The 17,062-nt window shown below is 38.2% G+C and carries 12 protein-coding genes; 1 reads left to right on the forward strand and 11 read right to left on the reverse strand.

The window, feature by feature from the left end; translation table 11 throughout:
• Positions 1–327 precede the first annotated feature (327 nt).
• The 8 genes from JFU24_RS11845 to uxaC all read right to left on the reverse strand — a co-directional run bounded on the left by JFU24_RS11845 (position 328) and on the right by uxaC (position 10,670).
• On the reverse strand, positions 328–1,098 hold the full coding sequence (locus tag JFU24_RS11845) for an SDR family oxidoreductase (protein ID WP_201249977.1): 771 nt from the start codon (positions 1,096–1,098) through the stop codon (positions 328–330).
• Positions 1,099–1,827: 729 nt separating this feature from the next.
• Positions 1,828–2,691 carry a sugar phosphate isomerase/epimerase family protein gene (locus tag JFU24_RS11850; protein ID WP_201249979.1) on the reverse strand — a complete coding sequence of 288 codons (864 nt, stop codon included), beginning with the start codon at positions 2,689–2,691 and terminating at the stop codon, positions 1,828–1,830.
• 4 nt (positions 2,692–2,695) lie between these two features.
• Entirely contained in the window at positions 2,696–3,700 is a 1,005-nt protein-coding gene (locus JFU24_RS11855; protein ID WP_201249980.1) for a Gfo/Idh/MocA family protein, read from the reverse strand.
• A gap of 74 nt (positions 3,701–3,774) precedes the next feature.
• Positions 3,775–4,935, reverse strand: coding sequence for a Gfo/Idh/MocA family protein (locus JFU24_RS11860; RefSeq protein WP_201249981.1), 1,161 nt, complete (start codon positions 4,933–4,935; stop codon positions 3,775–3,777).
• Positions 4,936–4,937: 2 nt separating this feature from the next.
• Positions 4,938–5,825: a sugar phosphate isomerase/epimerase family protein gene (locus JFU24_RS11865; protein ID WP_201249982.1), complete on the reverse strand. Its 888-nt coding sequence runs from the start codon at positions 5,823–5,825 to the stop codon at positions 4,938–4,940.
• Entirely contained in the window at positions 5,826–6,761 is a 936-nt protein-coding gene (locus JFU24_RS11870) for an AraC family transcriptional regulator (protein ID WP_201249983.1), read from the reverse strand.
• 623 nt (positions 6,762–7,384) lie between these two features.
• Positions 7,385–9,175, reverse strand: a complete 1,791-nt coding sequence (uidA, locus tag JFU24_RS11875) for a beta-glucuronidase (RefSeq protein WP_201249984.1) — start codon at positions 9,173–9,175, stop codon at positions 7,385–7,387.
• A 91-nt stretch (positions 9,176–9,266) separates the two neighbouring features.
• Positions 9,267–10,670, reverse strand: coding sequence for a glucuronate isomerase (uxaC, locus tag JFU24_RS11880; protein WP_201249985.1), 1,404 nt, complete (start codon positions 10,668–10,670; stop codon positions 9,267–9,269).
• Positions 10,671–10,920: 250 nt separating this feature from the next.
• Between uxaC and JFU24_RS11885 the strand changes: the two genes are divergently transcribed.
• Positions 10,921–12,099, forward strand: coding sequence for an ROK family transcriptional regulator (locus tag JFU24_RS11885; protein ID WP_201249986.1), 1,179 nt, complete (start codon positions 10,921–10,923; stop codon positions 12,097–12,099).
• Between the two features lie 40 nt (positions 12,100–12,139).
• Here the strand turns inward: JFU24_RS11885 and JFU24_RS11890 are convergent, their stop codons facing one another.
• The 3 genes from JFU24_RS11890 to JFU24_RS11900 all read right to left on the reverse strand — a co-directional run bounded on the left by JFU24_RS11890 (position 12,140) and on the right by JFU24_RS11900 (position 17,009).
• Positions 12,140–13,552, reverse strand: a complete 1,413-nt coding sequence (locus JFU24_RS11890) for an MFS transporter (RefSeq protein ID WP_201182554.1) — start codon at positions 13,550–13,552, stop codon at positions 12,140–12,142.
• A 719-nt stretch (positions 13,553–14,271) separates the two neighbouring features.
• Positions 14,272–15,828: a BCCT family transporter gene (locus tag JFU24_RS11895; RefSeq protein ID WP_201222024.1), complete on the reverse strand. Its 1,557-nt coding sequence runs from the start codon at positions 15,826–15,828 to the stop codon at positions 14,272–14,274.
• A 146-nt stretch (positions 15,829–15,974) separates the two neighbouring features.
• The gene (locus tag JFU24_RS11900; protein ID WP_201249987.1) at positions 15,975–17,009 is read right to left on the reverse strand and encodes an aromatic ring-hydroxylating oxygenase subunit alpha; all 1,035 of its coding nucleotides are present in this window, start codon (positions 17,007–17,009) and stop codon (positions 15,975–15,977) included.
• Between the last annotated feature and the right edge of the window lie 53 nt (positions 17,010–17,062).

The following is a 17,062-nucleotide window of genomic DNA, read 5'->3' on the forward strand; positions in this document are numbered from 1 at the left end:
TGAGCGATATCGATGCCATCGCCATTATTAATATGAGTAGTGCGGAGGTAATGACTACTACTAATTGCAAGGCGTGTAGTCCTCCATCGAACATCCTGGAAAATTATGCAAACCATATGACTTAAGCTCAAAATATTTTGTGCCATCGAGCTGGCTCTTGGAACCATGATTAAGCTTTACTTTGGTGGAAATACTCTGTGGGCGGTACACGAGGAACAGTGGAAGAGCCGGTTATGATTGTTAAAGAAGTACTTCCCCTAAAAATACCACCGCAGCCGATGCAATTCATCGTTGCGTGATTTTCAAGTCTGTAGGGTTACTGATATCTTAGATTGTCATGCTGCCAAATCCACCGTCCACTCGAATTAGTGTTCCTGTGACAAAGCTTGATGCTCTTTCAGAGGCAAGCCACACAGCAGCGCCTTGCAATTCCTCCGGTGTACCAAATCGATTCATTGGCGTATGATTCATAATGGACTCGATTCGTTCAGCGCTTAAGATTTTGCTATTTTGTTCAGCTGGGAAAAAACCTGGAATTATAGCATTGACACGAATGCCGTTCGGAGCGAATTCACGTGCCAAAAACTGTGTCACGCTGTTAAGCCCTGCTTTTGAAACAGAATATGTAAACACCTTGGATAATGGCGTGGTCGATGAAACAGAAGAAATATTAATAATACTGCCTGTTCTTTCCTGTTCAATCATCTTCTTCGCAAAGATCTGGCAGGTTAACACGATGCCTTTTAAATTGACATCCATAATGTCATCCCATTCATCCATTCCGAGTTCAAAGAACATTGTTGAACTATTTTTTCCCGGTGCATTCAGAAGAATGTCCCAACCGCCGGACCATTGTTCAATTTCATCTGCCGCTTTCAATAAAGAATCACGTGAGCATACATCAGCCTGAAAAGCCTTTGCACTTCCACCGCTGCTTTCAATTTCCTTAACGACTTCTTCCGCTTTCTCAAGGTTTCTTCCGACAATCGCTACACTAGCGCCTTGTGCGGCAAATCCTTTGGAGATGGAAGAACCTAATACGCTGTTTCCGCCAATTGCAACGGCTGTTTTTCCAGTTAAATCAAATAAATTTGTCATTCTACTATTCCTCCTATTCAGCCAATGCTGTCCTCTGTAACTCCAAGTTGTCCTTCTCCCGTAGCTTCCAATACTCGGAAATATGAACGGCTTTTTCTTGTTAAGATTCAACAGTCATTCGAGTCCGTTCCACAAGGCGGTCAAGCCCGCTCCATTACGTCTTTTTATTTGTTGGTCAATAACGTTTGTGTAAACCCTTTAAAATCACTTTAAAAAAAGCCTTTATTAATTTGTTTACCAGACAAATTAATAAAGTAAATAATATCATTATCGTTCTTCCGTAAATCCATTTGGAGCATTACTTCCTATCAATTTATGTTTACATATTGAAGAACTGCTCCCTGAACAAAGCTTATGAAAGAGAAAGAATAATAGAGCATGATAGCGTAAATAGTGAATGATGTACGTTTTCTTAACTATTGTTATCGCTTTCATCGATGTTGACTCAAAATTATCCATTAGTTGATAATAAAGGCAACAACACAACAGGAGGCGATAAAATGAAAAATCTCATTCTTTCCTTAATTAACAAGTTGGAAGAGTATGGTGAATTTATACCGTTTGATCTTTCTGAACCAGTCCGAAACAATTCACAAAAATAAATCGTGAATTGTTTTTTTGTCTTCCGATATCTACTTTGCTTGATGCCAATTAAAATAACCTCTCAACAAAACCCCAGTTGCTGTTTAGGTTCCTTAATTCTGCTTATTCCAATTTATTATTTTATTATTAGAACCAATCAGAATACCCTAGTTTTCGTAAGTGATCCGCAGAAGTTTTGAGGCAATCAAATGGATCACGGCCATATAGTTCATCTTGCTCAATGAGGAAGTACTGTGAGCCACTTTCTATACCGGCTTCAATAATAGCTTTGAGATCAAGGCTTCCTTCACCAAGCTCTGCGAATTGAATCACATTGTTAAATGCTTGAAAAAACTTACCCTGGTCAAATTCATTTTCAAAACCGCTCATATCAATTTGTCCAATACGATAATCTTTTAAATGGATCAATGAGATGCGGCCTTCAAATTTATTGATTACCTCAACAGGATCTAATCCGCCTCTCTGAATCCAGTGTACATCCAATTCAAATCCAATCTTGGCAGTGTTATTCTTGATAATATCCAATAAATATTCACCATCATATTTTTGGAATTCTATATGGTGATTATGGTAGTACAATTCAATGCCGTGCTCTGCTAATTTCTCTGCCGCTTCGTCTGCTTTTTTTACAAAACTCATGATTTTATCTTTATCCCCGATTGTCGTAAAGGGCAGCATGCCGATTCGTAAAAAATTGCAATCCAATGTTTTGCAATCGTTTATAATCTTTTCAAAATCATTCGTTAATGTCTCCCCTCCCATTCCTGGCAGCATGGGTTCTAAAGCTGCAGATAGAGCGGCGATTTTTATATTGAAATCTTGGCTGGCTCTCTTTAACTCTGCAACATTTTCTGCAGTCATCGGAATTTGTGAAACCTCAACAGCATGAAAACCAAGCTCCTCAATTTTTCTCATTGTTTCATAGACACCTAATTCTTCTACTTTCCCTTTAAGCATCATCATTTGAACACCAATTTTAGCTTTTCCCATTATTTTATCCCTCCATGAATATTGCTTGTTTCGTTTCTGATGATTTTCGAATAGCTTCAATCATTTTTATCGATTGAACGGCTTCTCTAGCATGAATATAATCTTGAGTGTCAGATAGAATACTTTCATAGAATATATCAATTAATTTGGCATGGCTGGCACCATAATAGAATTTTGAGCCGGGCATCTTCGCATCTTCTGCTAATCTTTTTACCTTTCCCTCTTCATTTACGCTAAATAGAATACTGTCTTTAATCGTAAATTTCCCCTTCTCCAAAAGTACTTGTAACTCCACGCTGTCGTTTTCTGCATTGGCAATTGTAGCAAAAAACAGCCCCTGTGCTCCGTTTTCAAACGTAATATGTGCAGTGGCTGTATCTTCCACTTCAATTTCATAATCCAGCAGCTGAGCAACTTCCCCTTTTATCGAAGCCATTTCTCCACCGATCAGCTGCATTAAATCCAATGTGTGAAGAGCTTGATTGATCATCACTCCACCGCCGGCACATGCCATTTTGCCACGCCATGGCTTCACTTCATAATAGGATGACGGTCTATTCCACGATACTAACCCCTTTACACCAATTACCTTGCCATATTCTCCGCTTTCTATAATCAGTTGAAGCTTTTCAAAAGATTCATTGAAACGATTCTGTAAACACACACACAACCTTATATTCTTGTTTTCTTCCTCTAGTTTTACTAGTGCTAGCCCCTCTTCCATGTTCAAGCCCAAAGGTTTTTCCTGAAATACATGTATCCTTTGTTCCATACAATATTTCGTTACAGGATAGTGCAGGTCGTGAGGCAGACAAATATGGACACAATCGACTGCCTCTTTTTCAATCATGATTTGATAATCATTGTAAAATTTAACACCAGGTACAGAATCTTTTAATGTTTCATCGATATCACAGACAGCACTCAACTCAACATTCGGGTTAGCTTGTATTGCAAGAATGTGTATGTAAGAAATTTCTCCAAGCCCGATAACTGCTGTTTTCAACATATGCTAATCTCCTTCTCTAACAAACTCTTGGCCAGTAAGACTGAGAATTTGTCTGTTTCTATTATTGATTCACATTAAGATGTAACAAGAGTATTTTTTTCTTCAGCGATCCTTTTATTCAATTCTTCTAAGTAAAGTTCTTCATCAAATGGGATTTCGACTTCTTTATCCAACCAGCTTGATAGATGGATCGCATTCGCTAAGGTAACTCCATGTATCCCGTCGCTGCCAGGTGCTAGTAGAGGAGTCCCTTCCACAATAGCTGCAGCAAAGTTTTCCAATACGGCTGTGTGCTGTGCACCCCAGACACTTTCGAATTCCAGTACTTCTTCACTGTATATATCAGATTGATTGCCGCCCATGAAAATTTTCATAACATCCTGCATGTTCATGCTGTCGCTCAATTCCGATTCAGGTTTCGAGAGTCTTTTGATAGTCACTTTTTTGCTGTCATCGACAACGATTTTGCCTTTGTCACCTAAAATTTCAAACCGATCTGTACCGATAATATCATGTGTGCATGTAATAAAAACCCCAGTGGCTCCATTCCCATAGTCAAGTACAGCGGTTACTTCATCTTCCACTGCAATATTTCGCTGATAACCGTATTTCACATTAGAATATACCTTTTTAGGCATACCACATATCCATTGAAGCAAGTCGAGCTGGTGCGGGGCCTGATTCACAAGGACACCGCCGCCCTCTTCACCCCACGTTGCTCTCCATGCGCTTGAATCGTAGTATCCCTGCGGTCTCCACCAGGTTGTGATCATCCAGTTTGTTCGACGAATTTGACCAATTTCACCATTGTCGATGAGTTCTTTCACTTTTTGATAGAGTGGATTTGTCCGTTGGTTGAACATAATACCGAATGTCAACTCTGGTTTCTTGGCTGCATATTCATTCAGCTCCTTTACCTGTTTTGTATAAACGCCCGCAGGCTTTTCAACTAAAGCATGAATCTCTCTCTTTAATGTTTCCATTCCTATTTCGGGATGCAGATAATGTGGTACACAGGTAACAACAGCATCTACATTTCCGCTTTCAAGCATGTCAATATAATTATCGTAAAAAGGGATGTCCGGATATTTGTCTGCGGCCAATTCTTTTTTAGCAGAATCGATGTCGCAAATGGCTCCTATCACCATATTTTTCACTTTTCCCTCCGCCAGAAATCCTGCATATAATCCGCCTTGTGCTCCCATACCAATAATTCCTAATCTCACTGCTTTCATGATCATCTCTCCTCATTATCAATTTTTTCAAGAATCTTTAGGAGTGCCTCGTATTGAAGTTTGTATCCGCTTTTTCCATCAAGTCCTTTATTATTCTCGATAACCATTGCAGCATCTTCCAGCTCTAGATCCTTTAATGAATCAAACTGAACCAGATGCGGCTCAAGCGTTAAGAATCCTTTGTAACCGCTTTCTATCAATTGAGAAAGAATTTCCGGTATTCTGCCTTCTCCTGTTCCGCACAAAACATTTTGATTACTAGTTGTTATAGCATCCTTGATATGAATATAGATCACTTCATCTTTCAACAAGTTGTAACAATCCTGGGTGTTTTCACCACACTGTACAAAGTTGGCAAAATCAAAAATCGCTTTAAAATACGGTGAAGCAACTTTCCTCAAAATTTCTGTACATCTTCTGCCAACGTCACCATAGATATCCTTTTCGTTTTCGTGCAATAAAATAACATCGTATTTTTCCGCTATCGCAGCAAATTCCGTTAACTTCCTAATCACATCTTCTCCGAATTGGTCCGGATCTTCGTCCTTAGGAATATAAAAACTGAATATTCTGATATATCTACAGTCAAGCAGTCTGCTTATTTGGCAGAGGACTTCCAGCATAAGTTTTTGTTTTACAAAACCTGCTTCATCATTTATGAAAACCTTCCCGATTGGGGAACCGATAGAAGAAACACCGATTCCTGCGTTTTGAAGTTTTGGAAGTACGGTCTCTTTTATCTCTTCCACTGTGAAATCCCCAATATTATTCCCGTCAATGCCACGCAAAGAAATAAACTTCATTCCAAGCTGTGAGACAGTGTCAAGTTGGATATCAAAATCCGATGAAATTTCATCAGAAAAACCTGAAATCAGTAGATTTGGATTCATTTAAACTTGTTCCTCCTTCCTTCCCGTGATGTCCATTTTCAGTCTACTTTTACGGTACTGAGATGGGGTGATGCCAGCTTTTTCTTTAAAAAACCGGCTGAAGTGGGCGATACTCTCAAAACCTGTTGCACGAGATATATTCCCCAGCGTTTGATCAGGTTCCATTTCCAACAGATACTTCACCTGGTTAAACCGGCAGCCCATCACATATTCCATGACAGTAAATCCTGTTACTTCTTTAAAAACGTGAGAAGCATAATACTTACTCAGTTTCATCTCATTGGCCAGTCGATCCAAAGTTACTTTTTCGGTATAGTGGTTATTAATCCATGAAGCAATACCTTCAGCATGATGTTCCTTTTCTGTCCTTTTGTTAGAGTGCTGGGCTAATTCTTTTTGGCTCATTTTATAGATTCCCACCAGCAATTGAACAAGCTCAAGCCTTATTTCTGCTTCAATGGTTTCGTTTTTTTTGCCTTTTTGCTGTAGCTCTGCCTCTAGATGCGCCATCAAACTGGTTATCCTTTTCATTCCTTCATCCACAAAAATCCCCGATTCATCATACCCTGTCCGAAACAAGCAATTGTTAAGCTTTTGAAATGGGTCTAGTAAATTTGGGATGCCTAGGATAATCAACAACTCTTGCAGCCATATTGGTGAAAAGTGGATCATACTTCTAATGTAAGTACTGCCTGGCTGTGGATTGGGCTTATGTAATGTCATACCATCCAAAAGAATGATATCGCCCGGTTGTAAATCATAGATTCGATTGTTGATTAAATACCTGCAATCTCCTGAATGAAAGAAATAGATCTCATACTCTTGATGTGAGTGAAAATTAAATAGATGCGACTCAACGCCCCGCACTCGGTAAAAAGAGGTAATCCATTCATCCATAGGCTGCTTTGGATACGAAAATATTTTATGCTCATTCATTACTCTCACACCTCATCAAGTAAGCGCTATCAATATGTTGATTCTATTGATATACTTCTATTTTATCGGAGCCAGAAACAAAAAGCATTCTCCTAAAAAGCTGAATTGTTCCATATTTTTGACTGATATTGCTTTTTGCACAATACTATCAGATAAGCAATGTAATTAAAACAAGAGACAAAACCAGCTTTTTCCTGTGTGCTGATTTTGTCTCCTACTGAAGTTTAAAGGATAGTTGGTTGCTAGGTTAGTAAGTTCACTTCTTCCCCCATCCAGTTCTTAAAGAAGATCTCTTCTTTATCTACTCATTGTTGCGAATGAGCCCCACTGTCATGCATATAAGTAGACAAACACTTATGCTGTAATGATCCGCAGTTGCACCCTAAAACCATATTGCATTTGGCTTGTCCATTTATCTACACCTTTCAACCTTCTGTATCCAGGATAACAACCTTAGAGGATTCCTTGTTTCATCGTCTTTTTTTGTAAAGATATCGGAAAGTGATTTCAATAAAGCAACTGTTCAATTCCGCTTTATCCATACACCTAAAACTTCGTACTGTTCTTCCTTTCTACATTACTTTAAATGATTCTAATCATTTCTTTTTTTATTAATAACACATTTATTTCTTGTAGAAGTAATCAGGAATTTCCGTCCATCGTCTTCGTAACTCATGGGCAGAATGTTTCGGTTTTCGCTCACGGGTAAAGATGCCTTTTTTATTTCCTTGGACCCGCATAACTCCTTGGCTAGTAGCAAAGTCTGCGAAATTCCATACTTGTTCGCCGACAAAGTTATCAAATTCATCAAATACCTCATGATTGGCTTTTAAATATTCCACTTGGTATTCTTCGGTGAACATGACTGGATCAACATCATGGAGGCCTGCAACTGTATCAGCTCCATACTCAGTCATGATGATTGGCTTTCCTGGACAACGTTCATTCCAGCCGGTAAATTCCTCACGTAGTTTTGCTTTTGCGGAATCAAGGTCACCACCGTCAATATACCAGCCATAGTAGCGATTTAGAGCAAGGACATCAATCAGTTCTGCAACTTTATCGGTTTTATGTGTCGCACCTAAATGTGTAACAATTGTAACCGGCCTTTTTTGCGGGTCTAGCTCCTTCGTCAGGTCCACTAACGGTTTAAAATATTCATAGGCACCCTCTTCCTCTGAAGCAGGTTCGTTCGCAATGCTCCACATCACAACTGAAGGATGGTTTTTATCACGGGCAATCAGTTCTCTCATGACCTCTTGATGATGCTCAAACGTTTTCACTTCTTGCCATGTGGTTTTTTTTGTTGTCTGTCCATTTAAAACTGACATAAAGTTTAAATGAACACCGACAGCAGTTGATTCATCAATGACAACAAGGCCTTCACGATCTGCAAGACGCATCATTTCTTCAGAATAAGGATAATGAGAAGTGCGAAATGAATTGGCACCCATCCATTTCATAAGTTTGAAATCCATTACATTGCCTGCTTCATTAAAGCCTCTTCCATGAATTGGTGTATCTTCATGTTTACCAAAGCCTTTAAAATAAAAAGGCTTATTGTTTATGAGGAATTTACCATCTTGTACATCTACGGTTCTGATACCAAAGGGCTGTTCGTATTGATCAACCGTTTCTCCATTTTCTGAAAGTTCTATATTCAGCGTATATAAATATGCATTTAATGGCTCCCAAAGCTTCGCACCATTGACCATGATTGTACCGGAGACTCCATTAGCTGTGGCAACTATTTCACCTGACTCATCTACTACACTGGCATGAACCTCTGATTTCCCTACTGTCTCTACGGTGTAGCTTACCTTTCCATTCAATTCTGTCACTATCGTTACATCTTTAATGTAAGTACGGGGTGTTGTATAGATTTTTACCGGACGCTGTAATCCAGCGTAGTTGAAAAAATCAAAGTTAGGAATGTTGCGAATTACTTCTCCAATACCAGCTACCTCTTTTTCCACATAGGTTCCAACTGGCAGTGTTGAATGATCGACAACATTGTTTACTGCTACCGTCAACCGATTTTTTCCTGCTTTTAAAAAGGAATTAATTTCTTCTTCAAATGGGAGGAATCCACCTCTATGTTCAACTGCAAGCTCTCCATTCACATATACTTTTGCAGCATGTGTTGCAGAACCGAATCTTAATACAACACGTTCTGAAGCAAGAATGGCCGGCACTGTAAATTCACGTTCATACCAGACCCAGCCAACATGATTGCGGATTTCACCCGTAACTCCTACATCATTGAAAGAGGATGGGACCGCCATCGTCATAGTGCCAGCCAATTTTTCGTCTTTCCAATTTTCATGAAACCCTTCACCTGCATCCAGTTTAAAGTTCCAAATTCCATTCAAGTCTATAAGGTTTCGAGTTTCAGTTACGATGGGATATAACATGTCCAACACTCCTTAAAAAAATAAAATGATTTATTCCTTTTAACTCCATTAACATTTAAATAATCAAGCAAAAAAAGACAACAATTATTTTTTATCGTTTCGCAAAATATTTTTCAGCATTGTAATAGCCAATATTCCTGACCATTTGCTCACGTAGCTCTTTATCATTAGGCATTAATCCTTGTTCAGTCCAATCGCCTAGGATGTTGCAAAGAATCCTACGGAAATAATCATGGCGAGCATACGAAAGGAAGCTTCGGGAATCTGTCAGCATACCAACAAAGTGGCTCAGAAGTCCGACATTCGCAAGTTCCTTCATTTGTTTTTCCATTCCATCAATATGGTCATTAAACCACCAGCCTGAACCAAATTGAACTTTTCCCGGGATCCCTTCTTCAAAGAAATTCCCGATCATTCCCGCAATAATCGCATTATCTTTTGGATTTAAATTGAATAATACAGTTCTGGGTAAGGATCCATCTTGATCAAGCGCATCAAGAAAATTAGATAATCCTTCTGCTAAATTGGTCTCTCCAATAGAATCGAATCCAATATCTGTACCAATTAGTTCTTTCATCTTAGTGTTGTTATTACGCATAGCTCCCATATGCAGCTGCATAACCCACTGCTTTTCTGCATACATTTTCCCCAATTCCTTCAATAAGAATGATCGGTAAGCAGTCAATTCTTCAGTTGATAGCTGTTCGTCATTCATCCGTTTCATGAAGATGATATCCGCTTCTTCTATAGTGGTGTCTACATATACCATTTTCTGAATATCATGATCCGAACCCCTACCACCGTTTTCATGAAAGTAATTGACACGTTGTTTAAGGGCCTTTATTAGGCTTTCAATTGAATCCACTTTAATTTTTGATACTTTTTCTAATTTTTGAAGCCAGCTTTTAAAATCAGGACGTTCGACGAATAAGGCGCCATCGGGACGGAAAGTCGGAGCAATGGTTATTTGAAAGGATTCATCCTGCTTCAGTAACTGATGGAATTCGAGCTCAGAAATAGGATCATCCGTCGTTCCAATAAATTTAACGTTTGATTTTTCAATAAATGATCTTGGTTTGAATTCGTGCCTGGAAAGCTTTTCGTTGCACTCATCGTAAATTTCTTGCGCAGTTTCAGGGCTCAGGATTTTTTCAATACCAAAAAACAATTTCAGCTCCATGTGTGCCCAATGATATAGAGGGTTTCCAATTAAGTGAGGCATCGTTTCCGCCCATGCAGCAAACTTATCCCAATCCTCTGCATCACCTGTTATATATCGCTCGCCAATTCCGTGCATACGCATGGCTCTCCATTTATAATGGTCGCCTCCAAGCCACAATTGTGTAATATTTTCATAGGGTTTGTTTTCCCATACCTCTTGTGGGGATAAGTGGCAATGAAAATCAAAAATCGGCAGGTTTCCACCAACATTTTCGTATAATTCGATTGCTGTGTCCGTGTTTAACAAAAAATGATCATCCAAAAAGACTTTCATAAATTTCCCTCCTGATAAAAGTTTATATGGGTACCAGCATCTGTTCCACTGTAAGCCCTTTCATTTTTAATTAGTCAATCCTATTAATTCGTTTACTAAACTAATTAATTATATAGATAATTTATCATTTTTTCACTTTTCCGTCAATTAACTCTATCTGAATACACTATAATCTAATAGTATTTGACATACGAGAAACTGTTATAATAAAAATATATCTAAAAGTTGTTGCCAAAATGGGAGGATATTAATGATTACCGGTGATGCAGCATATATCAAAAAAATTAATCGTGGGTTAATTATTAAAGAAATAATAAAAGAAGGCATGATTTCAAGGGCAGATTTGTCCAAAGCTACGGATTTAACAAGAGCAACTATCTCAGCGCAGGTTGCAGATTTATTGGACGAAGATCTAATAGTAGAAACACAACTAGAGCATAACAGTGTCGGTAGGAAGCCTATCATGCTCTCCTTAAACGGCCAAGCAGGATATGCGCTCGGGATTGACATTGATTACGGACGGATTTCCTTCACTCTAAGCAATCTTCTCGGCTGTAGTGTCACCTCCTCTATCAAAGAAATAAATACTACAGACTACTCGGAGATTCTCAAACTGCTGAATAAAACGATCAAAAAGTACAAAGCCAAATACGCTGACAGTCGCTATGGAATTGTTGGTATAGTCATTGCAATCCATGGTCTGGTAGGAAAAGACGAACTCATTCACTTTGTACCACGATTTAAATGGAAAGATATCAATTTAAAAAACGACATAGAAAAGGAATTTGAAATTGATGTTCATCTTGAAAACAATGCTAATCTAAGTGCTTTTGCTGAGCGCATATTTGTGCATCATGAAGCAGATAACCTTTTAAGCGCAACCTTTCATTCTGGGATAGGCCTTGGAATGATGATGAAGAATGAGTTTTTTCGGGGACATGATGGATTTGCAGGAGAAATTGGCCATATGATTGTTGTTCCGGACGGAAAGCAGTGTAATTGTGGTAATAAAGGCTGCTGGGAGAAATACGCTTCAGAATCGAGTATTTTTGAATTTCTTTCACAAGAAAAACAAATCCCAAATTTGACATATGAGAATATTCAACGGTGGATTGATGAAGGTGATGAAGCGGTACATAAGATTATGGAACGATTTATTTACTACTTATCCATTGGCCTAAACAATATGATTAACATGTATAATCCGGACGTACTGGTATTAGACAGTGAATTGCTTCGTATATATCCTGATTCCATTAACAAAATCAGGAATAATCTGACCTCCTCCATTAGTCATTACCGTGAACTTACTCTATCGGCAATTGGAAAAAAATCATGTGTAATGGGAGCATGTGCCCTTGCAATCAAAAATTTCCTTGATGTTCCTATTCTGAATCTTTCTTATGAAAATAGCTATCCCAAGAAATAACGAAAAACTCCCCTTTCTGTGTTTCAGGGGAGTTTTTTCACTAATCCTTAATATTTCTTCTCTCAGCCAAGTCTTCAGCCAGTTGAATGGTCCTTTTCTTATTTAATGGATAAAGGAAGGCCAAAATTAAGAAAACAACTATATAGATGACTGCGGGTACTAAGGTTGCCAGTGCATGAATTCCATCAAGCGCTTGTTGTGTTTGTGCTTCTCGTGTTGCATCGTATCCAACCATTGCAATCGCAAAACCGCCGATTCCTCCTGCAATTGCTTGTCCTACTTTACGAGCAAATGAATAGATTGAATACACAGTTCCATCTTCACGAAGGCCAGTTAAATATTCGTGATAATCTATTACATCTGTTACAAATGCCCACACCACAATATTAAAGAATCCAAATCCAAACATCCCTATTGCTGAAATGATGATGAATTGTATCGCAGATAGGTTCGGCATGAAGTACAGTAGCCCATATACTCCCCCCGCAAGCAGCATCCCTATTGACGCCGTTTCTTTTTTACCAAATTTAGCAACGCATGGTTTTGCTATTGGCATAGCAACGAAAACTGCGGCAGTTTGTACCAATCCTATTAAACTTAGGGCTGACGCATTGCTGAAATAATCCTTAAACAAATACACATTAATTGCTCCTATCAGCATCGTACACATCATGAAAATTAAGGATGCTGCAAGGATAGACAATAAAGGCTTGTTTTTGACAATTCCTTTTACAGACTTTTTTAAAGAAGATTTTTGATTTTCATTTATAGGGGCAATAATTCGTTCGGTCGATAATTTATAACATGCTATATAACAAGAGATAGAAAGAAGTCCAAAAATGATAGCTCCTACCAGAAAATGGTTTGGATCTGCCTTATTATCCACAAATAGAATTAATGGACCCACTACGTTAATAATTAAACTAGCCAACATAGCTCCCATTGTCCTGAATGTGGATAGTGATGTACGTTCGACAGGATCGCTTGTTATAACTGAAGCCATCGAGCCGTATGGAATATTTACTGTGCTGTACAAAGTTCCCCAAACAATGTAAGTGACAAAGGCCCAGGCCATATAAAAGCCATCAGACATACCTGGAATCTTCACAAACATTAATATACCTGACAGTACCAATGGAAAGGACATCCTGAAAATCCAAGGTTTAAATTTTCCATGTTTGCCTGGCTTTCTTGTATCAATGAAACGTCCCCAAGTAACATCCGCAACAGCATCCCATAAACGCGCAATTAAAAAAAGTATTCCAACTGTAGCTGCACTGATATGAAAAATATCCGTATAGTAAACCATTAAGAAAGAACTTACTAAAATAAAGAAAAAGTCGTTCCCAAAATCCCCAAATAAGTAACCTAGTTTATCTCTAATACCAAATTTTCTGACTTTAACGTATACAACAGCTTCTTCAACGGATTCCAACCTTTCTAATTGACTCATTTTCATCCCTCCATAGCATTAGAAATCCACTGATTCATCAGGTTTTTATCCTAGAAGAAATAACGCTGTATGGTTTTAACCAGATAAATCTCATTGCATTCTTGCTTACCTGTGTTGAAAGCCCTTACAAAATGATACAAACAATAATTACTTACATTTAATACCTAAATATTTTTAATTAGTTTAGTAAACTAACCAAATATTTCTATAAATAGAATATCACCTGCCCTTTCTTTCGTCAATAATTTTTGTAAGCGTTATCATATAAATAATTATGAATATTGAAAATATATTTTTTTTACTCCGCTCGAGTGCTTTCCAACAGAAACCCGATCTTCTGGTGTTGGACTGGCAACAGCAATAAGTAGATTAGGATCAGCAATCGGTACGTTCCTACTTTCAATTGGTATTACAAGCATTAGAATTCAATTTACATTGCTTTGTCTCACAATTGTACTTATTATTTGGGCAATTGTATCAATAGCTTGGGCACCTTTAAGCTAAATCACTTACACTTAGTGAAACAAGTAATAGCGGAAAGATGAATAAAAGGAATGTAAATAATTTAAGGTTTTTTTACACAACTCCCAGAAAAGTTTTATACGGTTGGATCAGCAAACGCCAAACAGGCACCAGCTGTTCTTTTAGCTGGTGCCTGTTTCTTATTTATCCCTTAAGCTTTTGCACCTTTCCTGTATCCTCCCAGTTTGGATGATACATCAAGATGTTAGTTTTGTAGGTTCTTCATTGATAGTTTTTTCTATGCTACTGCTTTCTGCCTGATCCTCTTTTATCCATTTAATGAGCGATATTGATGCCATCGCCATTATTAATATGAGTGGAACGGAGGTAATGACTACTACTGATTGAAGAGCATGTAGTCCTCCACCGAACATCATGGAAAACGCTACAAGCTCTATGACCAAAGCCCAAAATATTTTATGCCATCGAGCTGGCTCTTGATCTAATGACAACTTTTTTGAAGCTGCACTTGCTAATGTGAATGACGAAGAGTCTAATGTAGCAGAAAGAAAAATAAGGGTGATAATGATAATGACAAACAAGGCAATACTGCCGCCGGGAAGGCCCTGGTAAATGGCAGCAATCGCTGCTTCTCCACCTTTCTTCTCTAAAATGTCAATGACAGGAACAAGTTTATTAAGTTCAAAGTAAAGACCTGTATTACCCATTATAGAAAACGCTGCCCAACATCCTACCGTTCCTCCAATGCATTCAGCAAAAATGACTTGTCTTATCGTTCTTCCTTTTGAGATTTTCGCTACAAATATGCCCATATAAGGAGCACAAGCAAACCACCAGGCCCAGTAGAATATCGTCCAGGCTTCCGGAAAGCCAGAATTGGCAACGGAGTCGGTATAGAAACTCATACGAAAGAAATTCTGTAACAAAACCCCAACGCTATCCGTAAATCTGGATATAATAAACAAAGTTGGACCAGCTAAAAGAACGAATGCAGAAAGTGCTAAAAAGAGATACGTATTGATGTTAGCTAATCTTTTCAGGCCCTTTTTCAGACCAAAATACGTGCTAACACAGAAGATTAATGTCAAGATTACTATAAGCGCCATATCTAACATAAAGCTTCGTGGTATATTAAATAATTCAGAAATACCTTCAGAAATCATCGGAAGTCCCAAGCCTAGAGCAGCCCCTATACCTCCAACTAGTCCAACCATGAAAAAAACGTCAATCGCTTTTCCTACCCAGCTATTTGCTCCCTTTTTGAGAACACCTTCACACGCTGAACTCAATTTCACACTCGGATTTTTCCTCACATATAAGTTATAGGCAATCGGCAAAGCAGGTAGACAATATAGTACCCATGCGCTAAATCCCCAATGAAATAATCCATACGTAGACGCCCAATCTGCCGCCGCCGTAGTTTTTGGTTCGGCCCCAAAAGGAGGAGCTGTGTAATAATACGCCCATTCAATGGCACTCCAGTATGTGATACTTGCACCAATTCCGGCCGTAAATAACATAGCTAACCAGCTAAATGTTGAAAATTCCGGCTTGGTATCAGGCGCACCAAATTTTATCTTTCCATATTTACTAAATGCCAGCCAAATCAAGAAACCTAAAGCCGCTACCACAGCCCATAAATATAATGAACTCAAACTCTCGGCAATTAAATGATGAAGATCTCCGAGGATAGCAGTCCCTTGTTTAGGATTTAATAGTACAGGAATTGATAAAGCAGCAAGAATAGCTAGAGCCGGCCAAAAGATTGCTTTATCTACATTTGATTGTTTCATAAAATAAAAAACCCTCTTTCATTGCTTTTTGATAGTATGCAAACTACACTTTCAGCTCTAGCTTTTATATAATTCACTAACAAATGAACAACACATATAAAACGCTTTCATTTTTAATAAACTATAGACCATTTATAGATTACAGACTAGCTTTGCATCGCCTTTGTGACTAATTGATGAAAATGTTTCAAACCGTGCTCGGTCGGAGAATATACTCCTCTTCCACAAGCCTTAGAATGTAATCCACTTTGTAATAACTCAACTAGTTCGAAGTCTTCTTCTCGCACTTGATCGACAAATTTAATTAAATCTTCCTCGTCTTCAGTTAACTTTTCATCAGCAAAATAATAACGATAAATAGCCAATGAACTTTTTTCATCAACCGGGATAATATGGCTCGTTGTCATATTTCCAGTACCTGGGTAAATACTAATCATGGTATTCGGCCATACCCAGTAAAAACGTGCACCAGAACCTTCTTCTTCATCGCTTGCTGTTGTACACTGATAGGAAAAATTATCACAAGGAGTAATACTATATTTAGTTAAATCGAATGCCTTCGAGAAGCTAGGATGTGCAATTTGACAATGATCACATTCCAAATAATTGTCAATGATTGATTTCCAGTTAGCAAGAACAATTCGCCGGTTTTCCCTGACCTTTTTTAAGGAACTAAGAAAAGTATATTCTTTTATGTTATTTAAAAAAGATTGATAATCTGTTTCGAAAGAAGAGGCATCCTGATCTAGATTTACAAATATCATCGATTGATGTACTTCTACTCGAATTGAAGTCATGCAGCTAGGCTTTTCTATATCATTTGTTTTGAAATTTGGAGTCCTGTTCACCTTACCATCTAAATGGAATGTCCATCCATGATACATACACTGGAGAATTTTTTTATTGCCCTGTTCAGTACGCTCGACCATCGCACCGCGGTGAGGGCAAATATTATAAAAAGCCCGTAACTCTTCATCCTTTCCCCGTGTTACAATAATCGGCTCCCCAACCAAATCAAATGTAAAGAAGTCTCCAACCTTCTCTACCTGGCTTGTATGCCCAACCATAATCCAGTTTTTATAGAAAATATTTTCCCTTTCCCCCTTCATGACTTCAGGATCCACATACTGATTATAAGGTAGTGTGTATTCCAACTTTTTCATATCTTCTTTTGTAGACATAATGGCAGTTCCTCCTTTTAATTATGCATAAGATTAAAGACTTGCTCTGAATA

The sequence above is a fragment of the Peribacillus sp. TH27 genome (genome assembly GCF_016650915.1).
Taxonomy (GTDB): Bacteria; Bacillota; Bacilli; order Bacillales; family DSM-1321; genus Peribacillus; species Peribacillus butanolivorans.

Coding starts and splice junctions, on each gene's coding strand:
- JFU24_RS11845 (WP_201249977.1), bottom strand. CDS start 1,098: ATGACAAATTTATTTGATTTAACTGGAAAAACAGCCGTTGCAATTGGC.
- JFU24_RS11850 (WP_201249979.1), bottom strand. CDS start 2,691: ATGGGAAAAGCTAAAATTGGTGTTCAAATGATGATGCTTAAAGGGAAA.
- JFU24_RS11855 (WP_201249980.1), bottom strand. CDS start 3,700: ATGTTGAAAACAGCAGTTATCGGGCTTGGAGAAATTTCTTACATACAC.
- JFU24_RS11860 (WP_201249981.1), bottom strand. CDS start 4,935: ATGAAAGCAGTGAGATTAGGAATTATTGGTATGGGAGCACAAGGCGGA.
- JFU24_RS11865 (WP_201249982.1), bottom strand. CDS start 5,825: ATGAATCCAAATCTACTGATTTCAGGTTTTTCTGATGAAATTTCATCG.
- JFU24_RS11870 (WP_201249983.1), bottom strand. CDS start 6,761: ATGAATGAGCATAAAATATTTTCGTATCCAAAGCAGCCTATGGATGAA.
- uidA (WP_201249984.1), bottom strand. CDS start 9,175: ATGTTATATCCCATCGTAACTGAAACTCGAAACCTTATAGACTTGAAT.
- uxaC (WP_201249985.1), bottom strand. CDS start 10,670: ATGAAAGTCTTTTTGGATGATCATTTTTTGTTAAACACGGACACAGCA.
- JFU24_RS11885 (WP_201249986.1), top strand. CDS start 10,921: ATGATTACCGGTGATGCAGCATATATCAAAAAAATTAATCGTGGGTTA.
- JFU24_RS11890 (WP_201182554.1), bottom strand. CDS start 13,552: ATGAGTCAATTAGAAAGGTTGGAATCCGTTGAAGAAGCTGTTGTATAC.
- JFU24_RS11895 (WP_201222024.1), bottom strand. CDS start 15,828: ATGAAACAATCAAATGTAGATAAAGCAATCTTTTGGCCGGCTCTAGCT.
- JFU24_RS11900 (WP_201249987.1), bottom strand. CDS start 17,009: ATGTCTACAAAAGAAGATATGAAAAAGTTGGAATACACACTACCTTAT.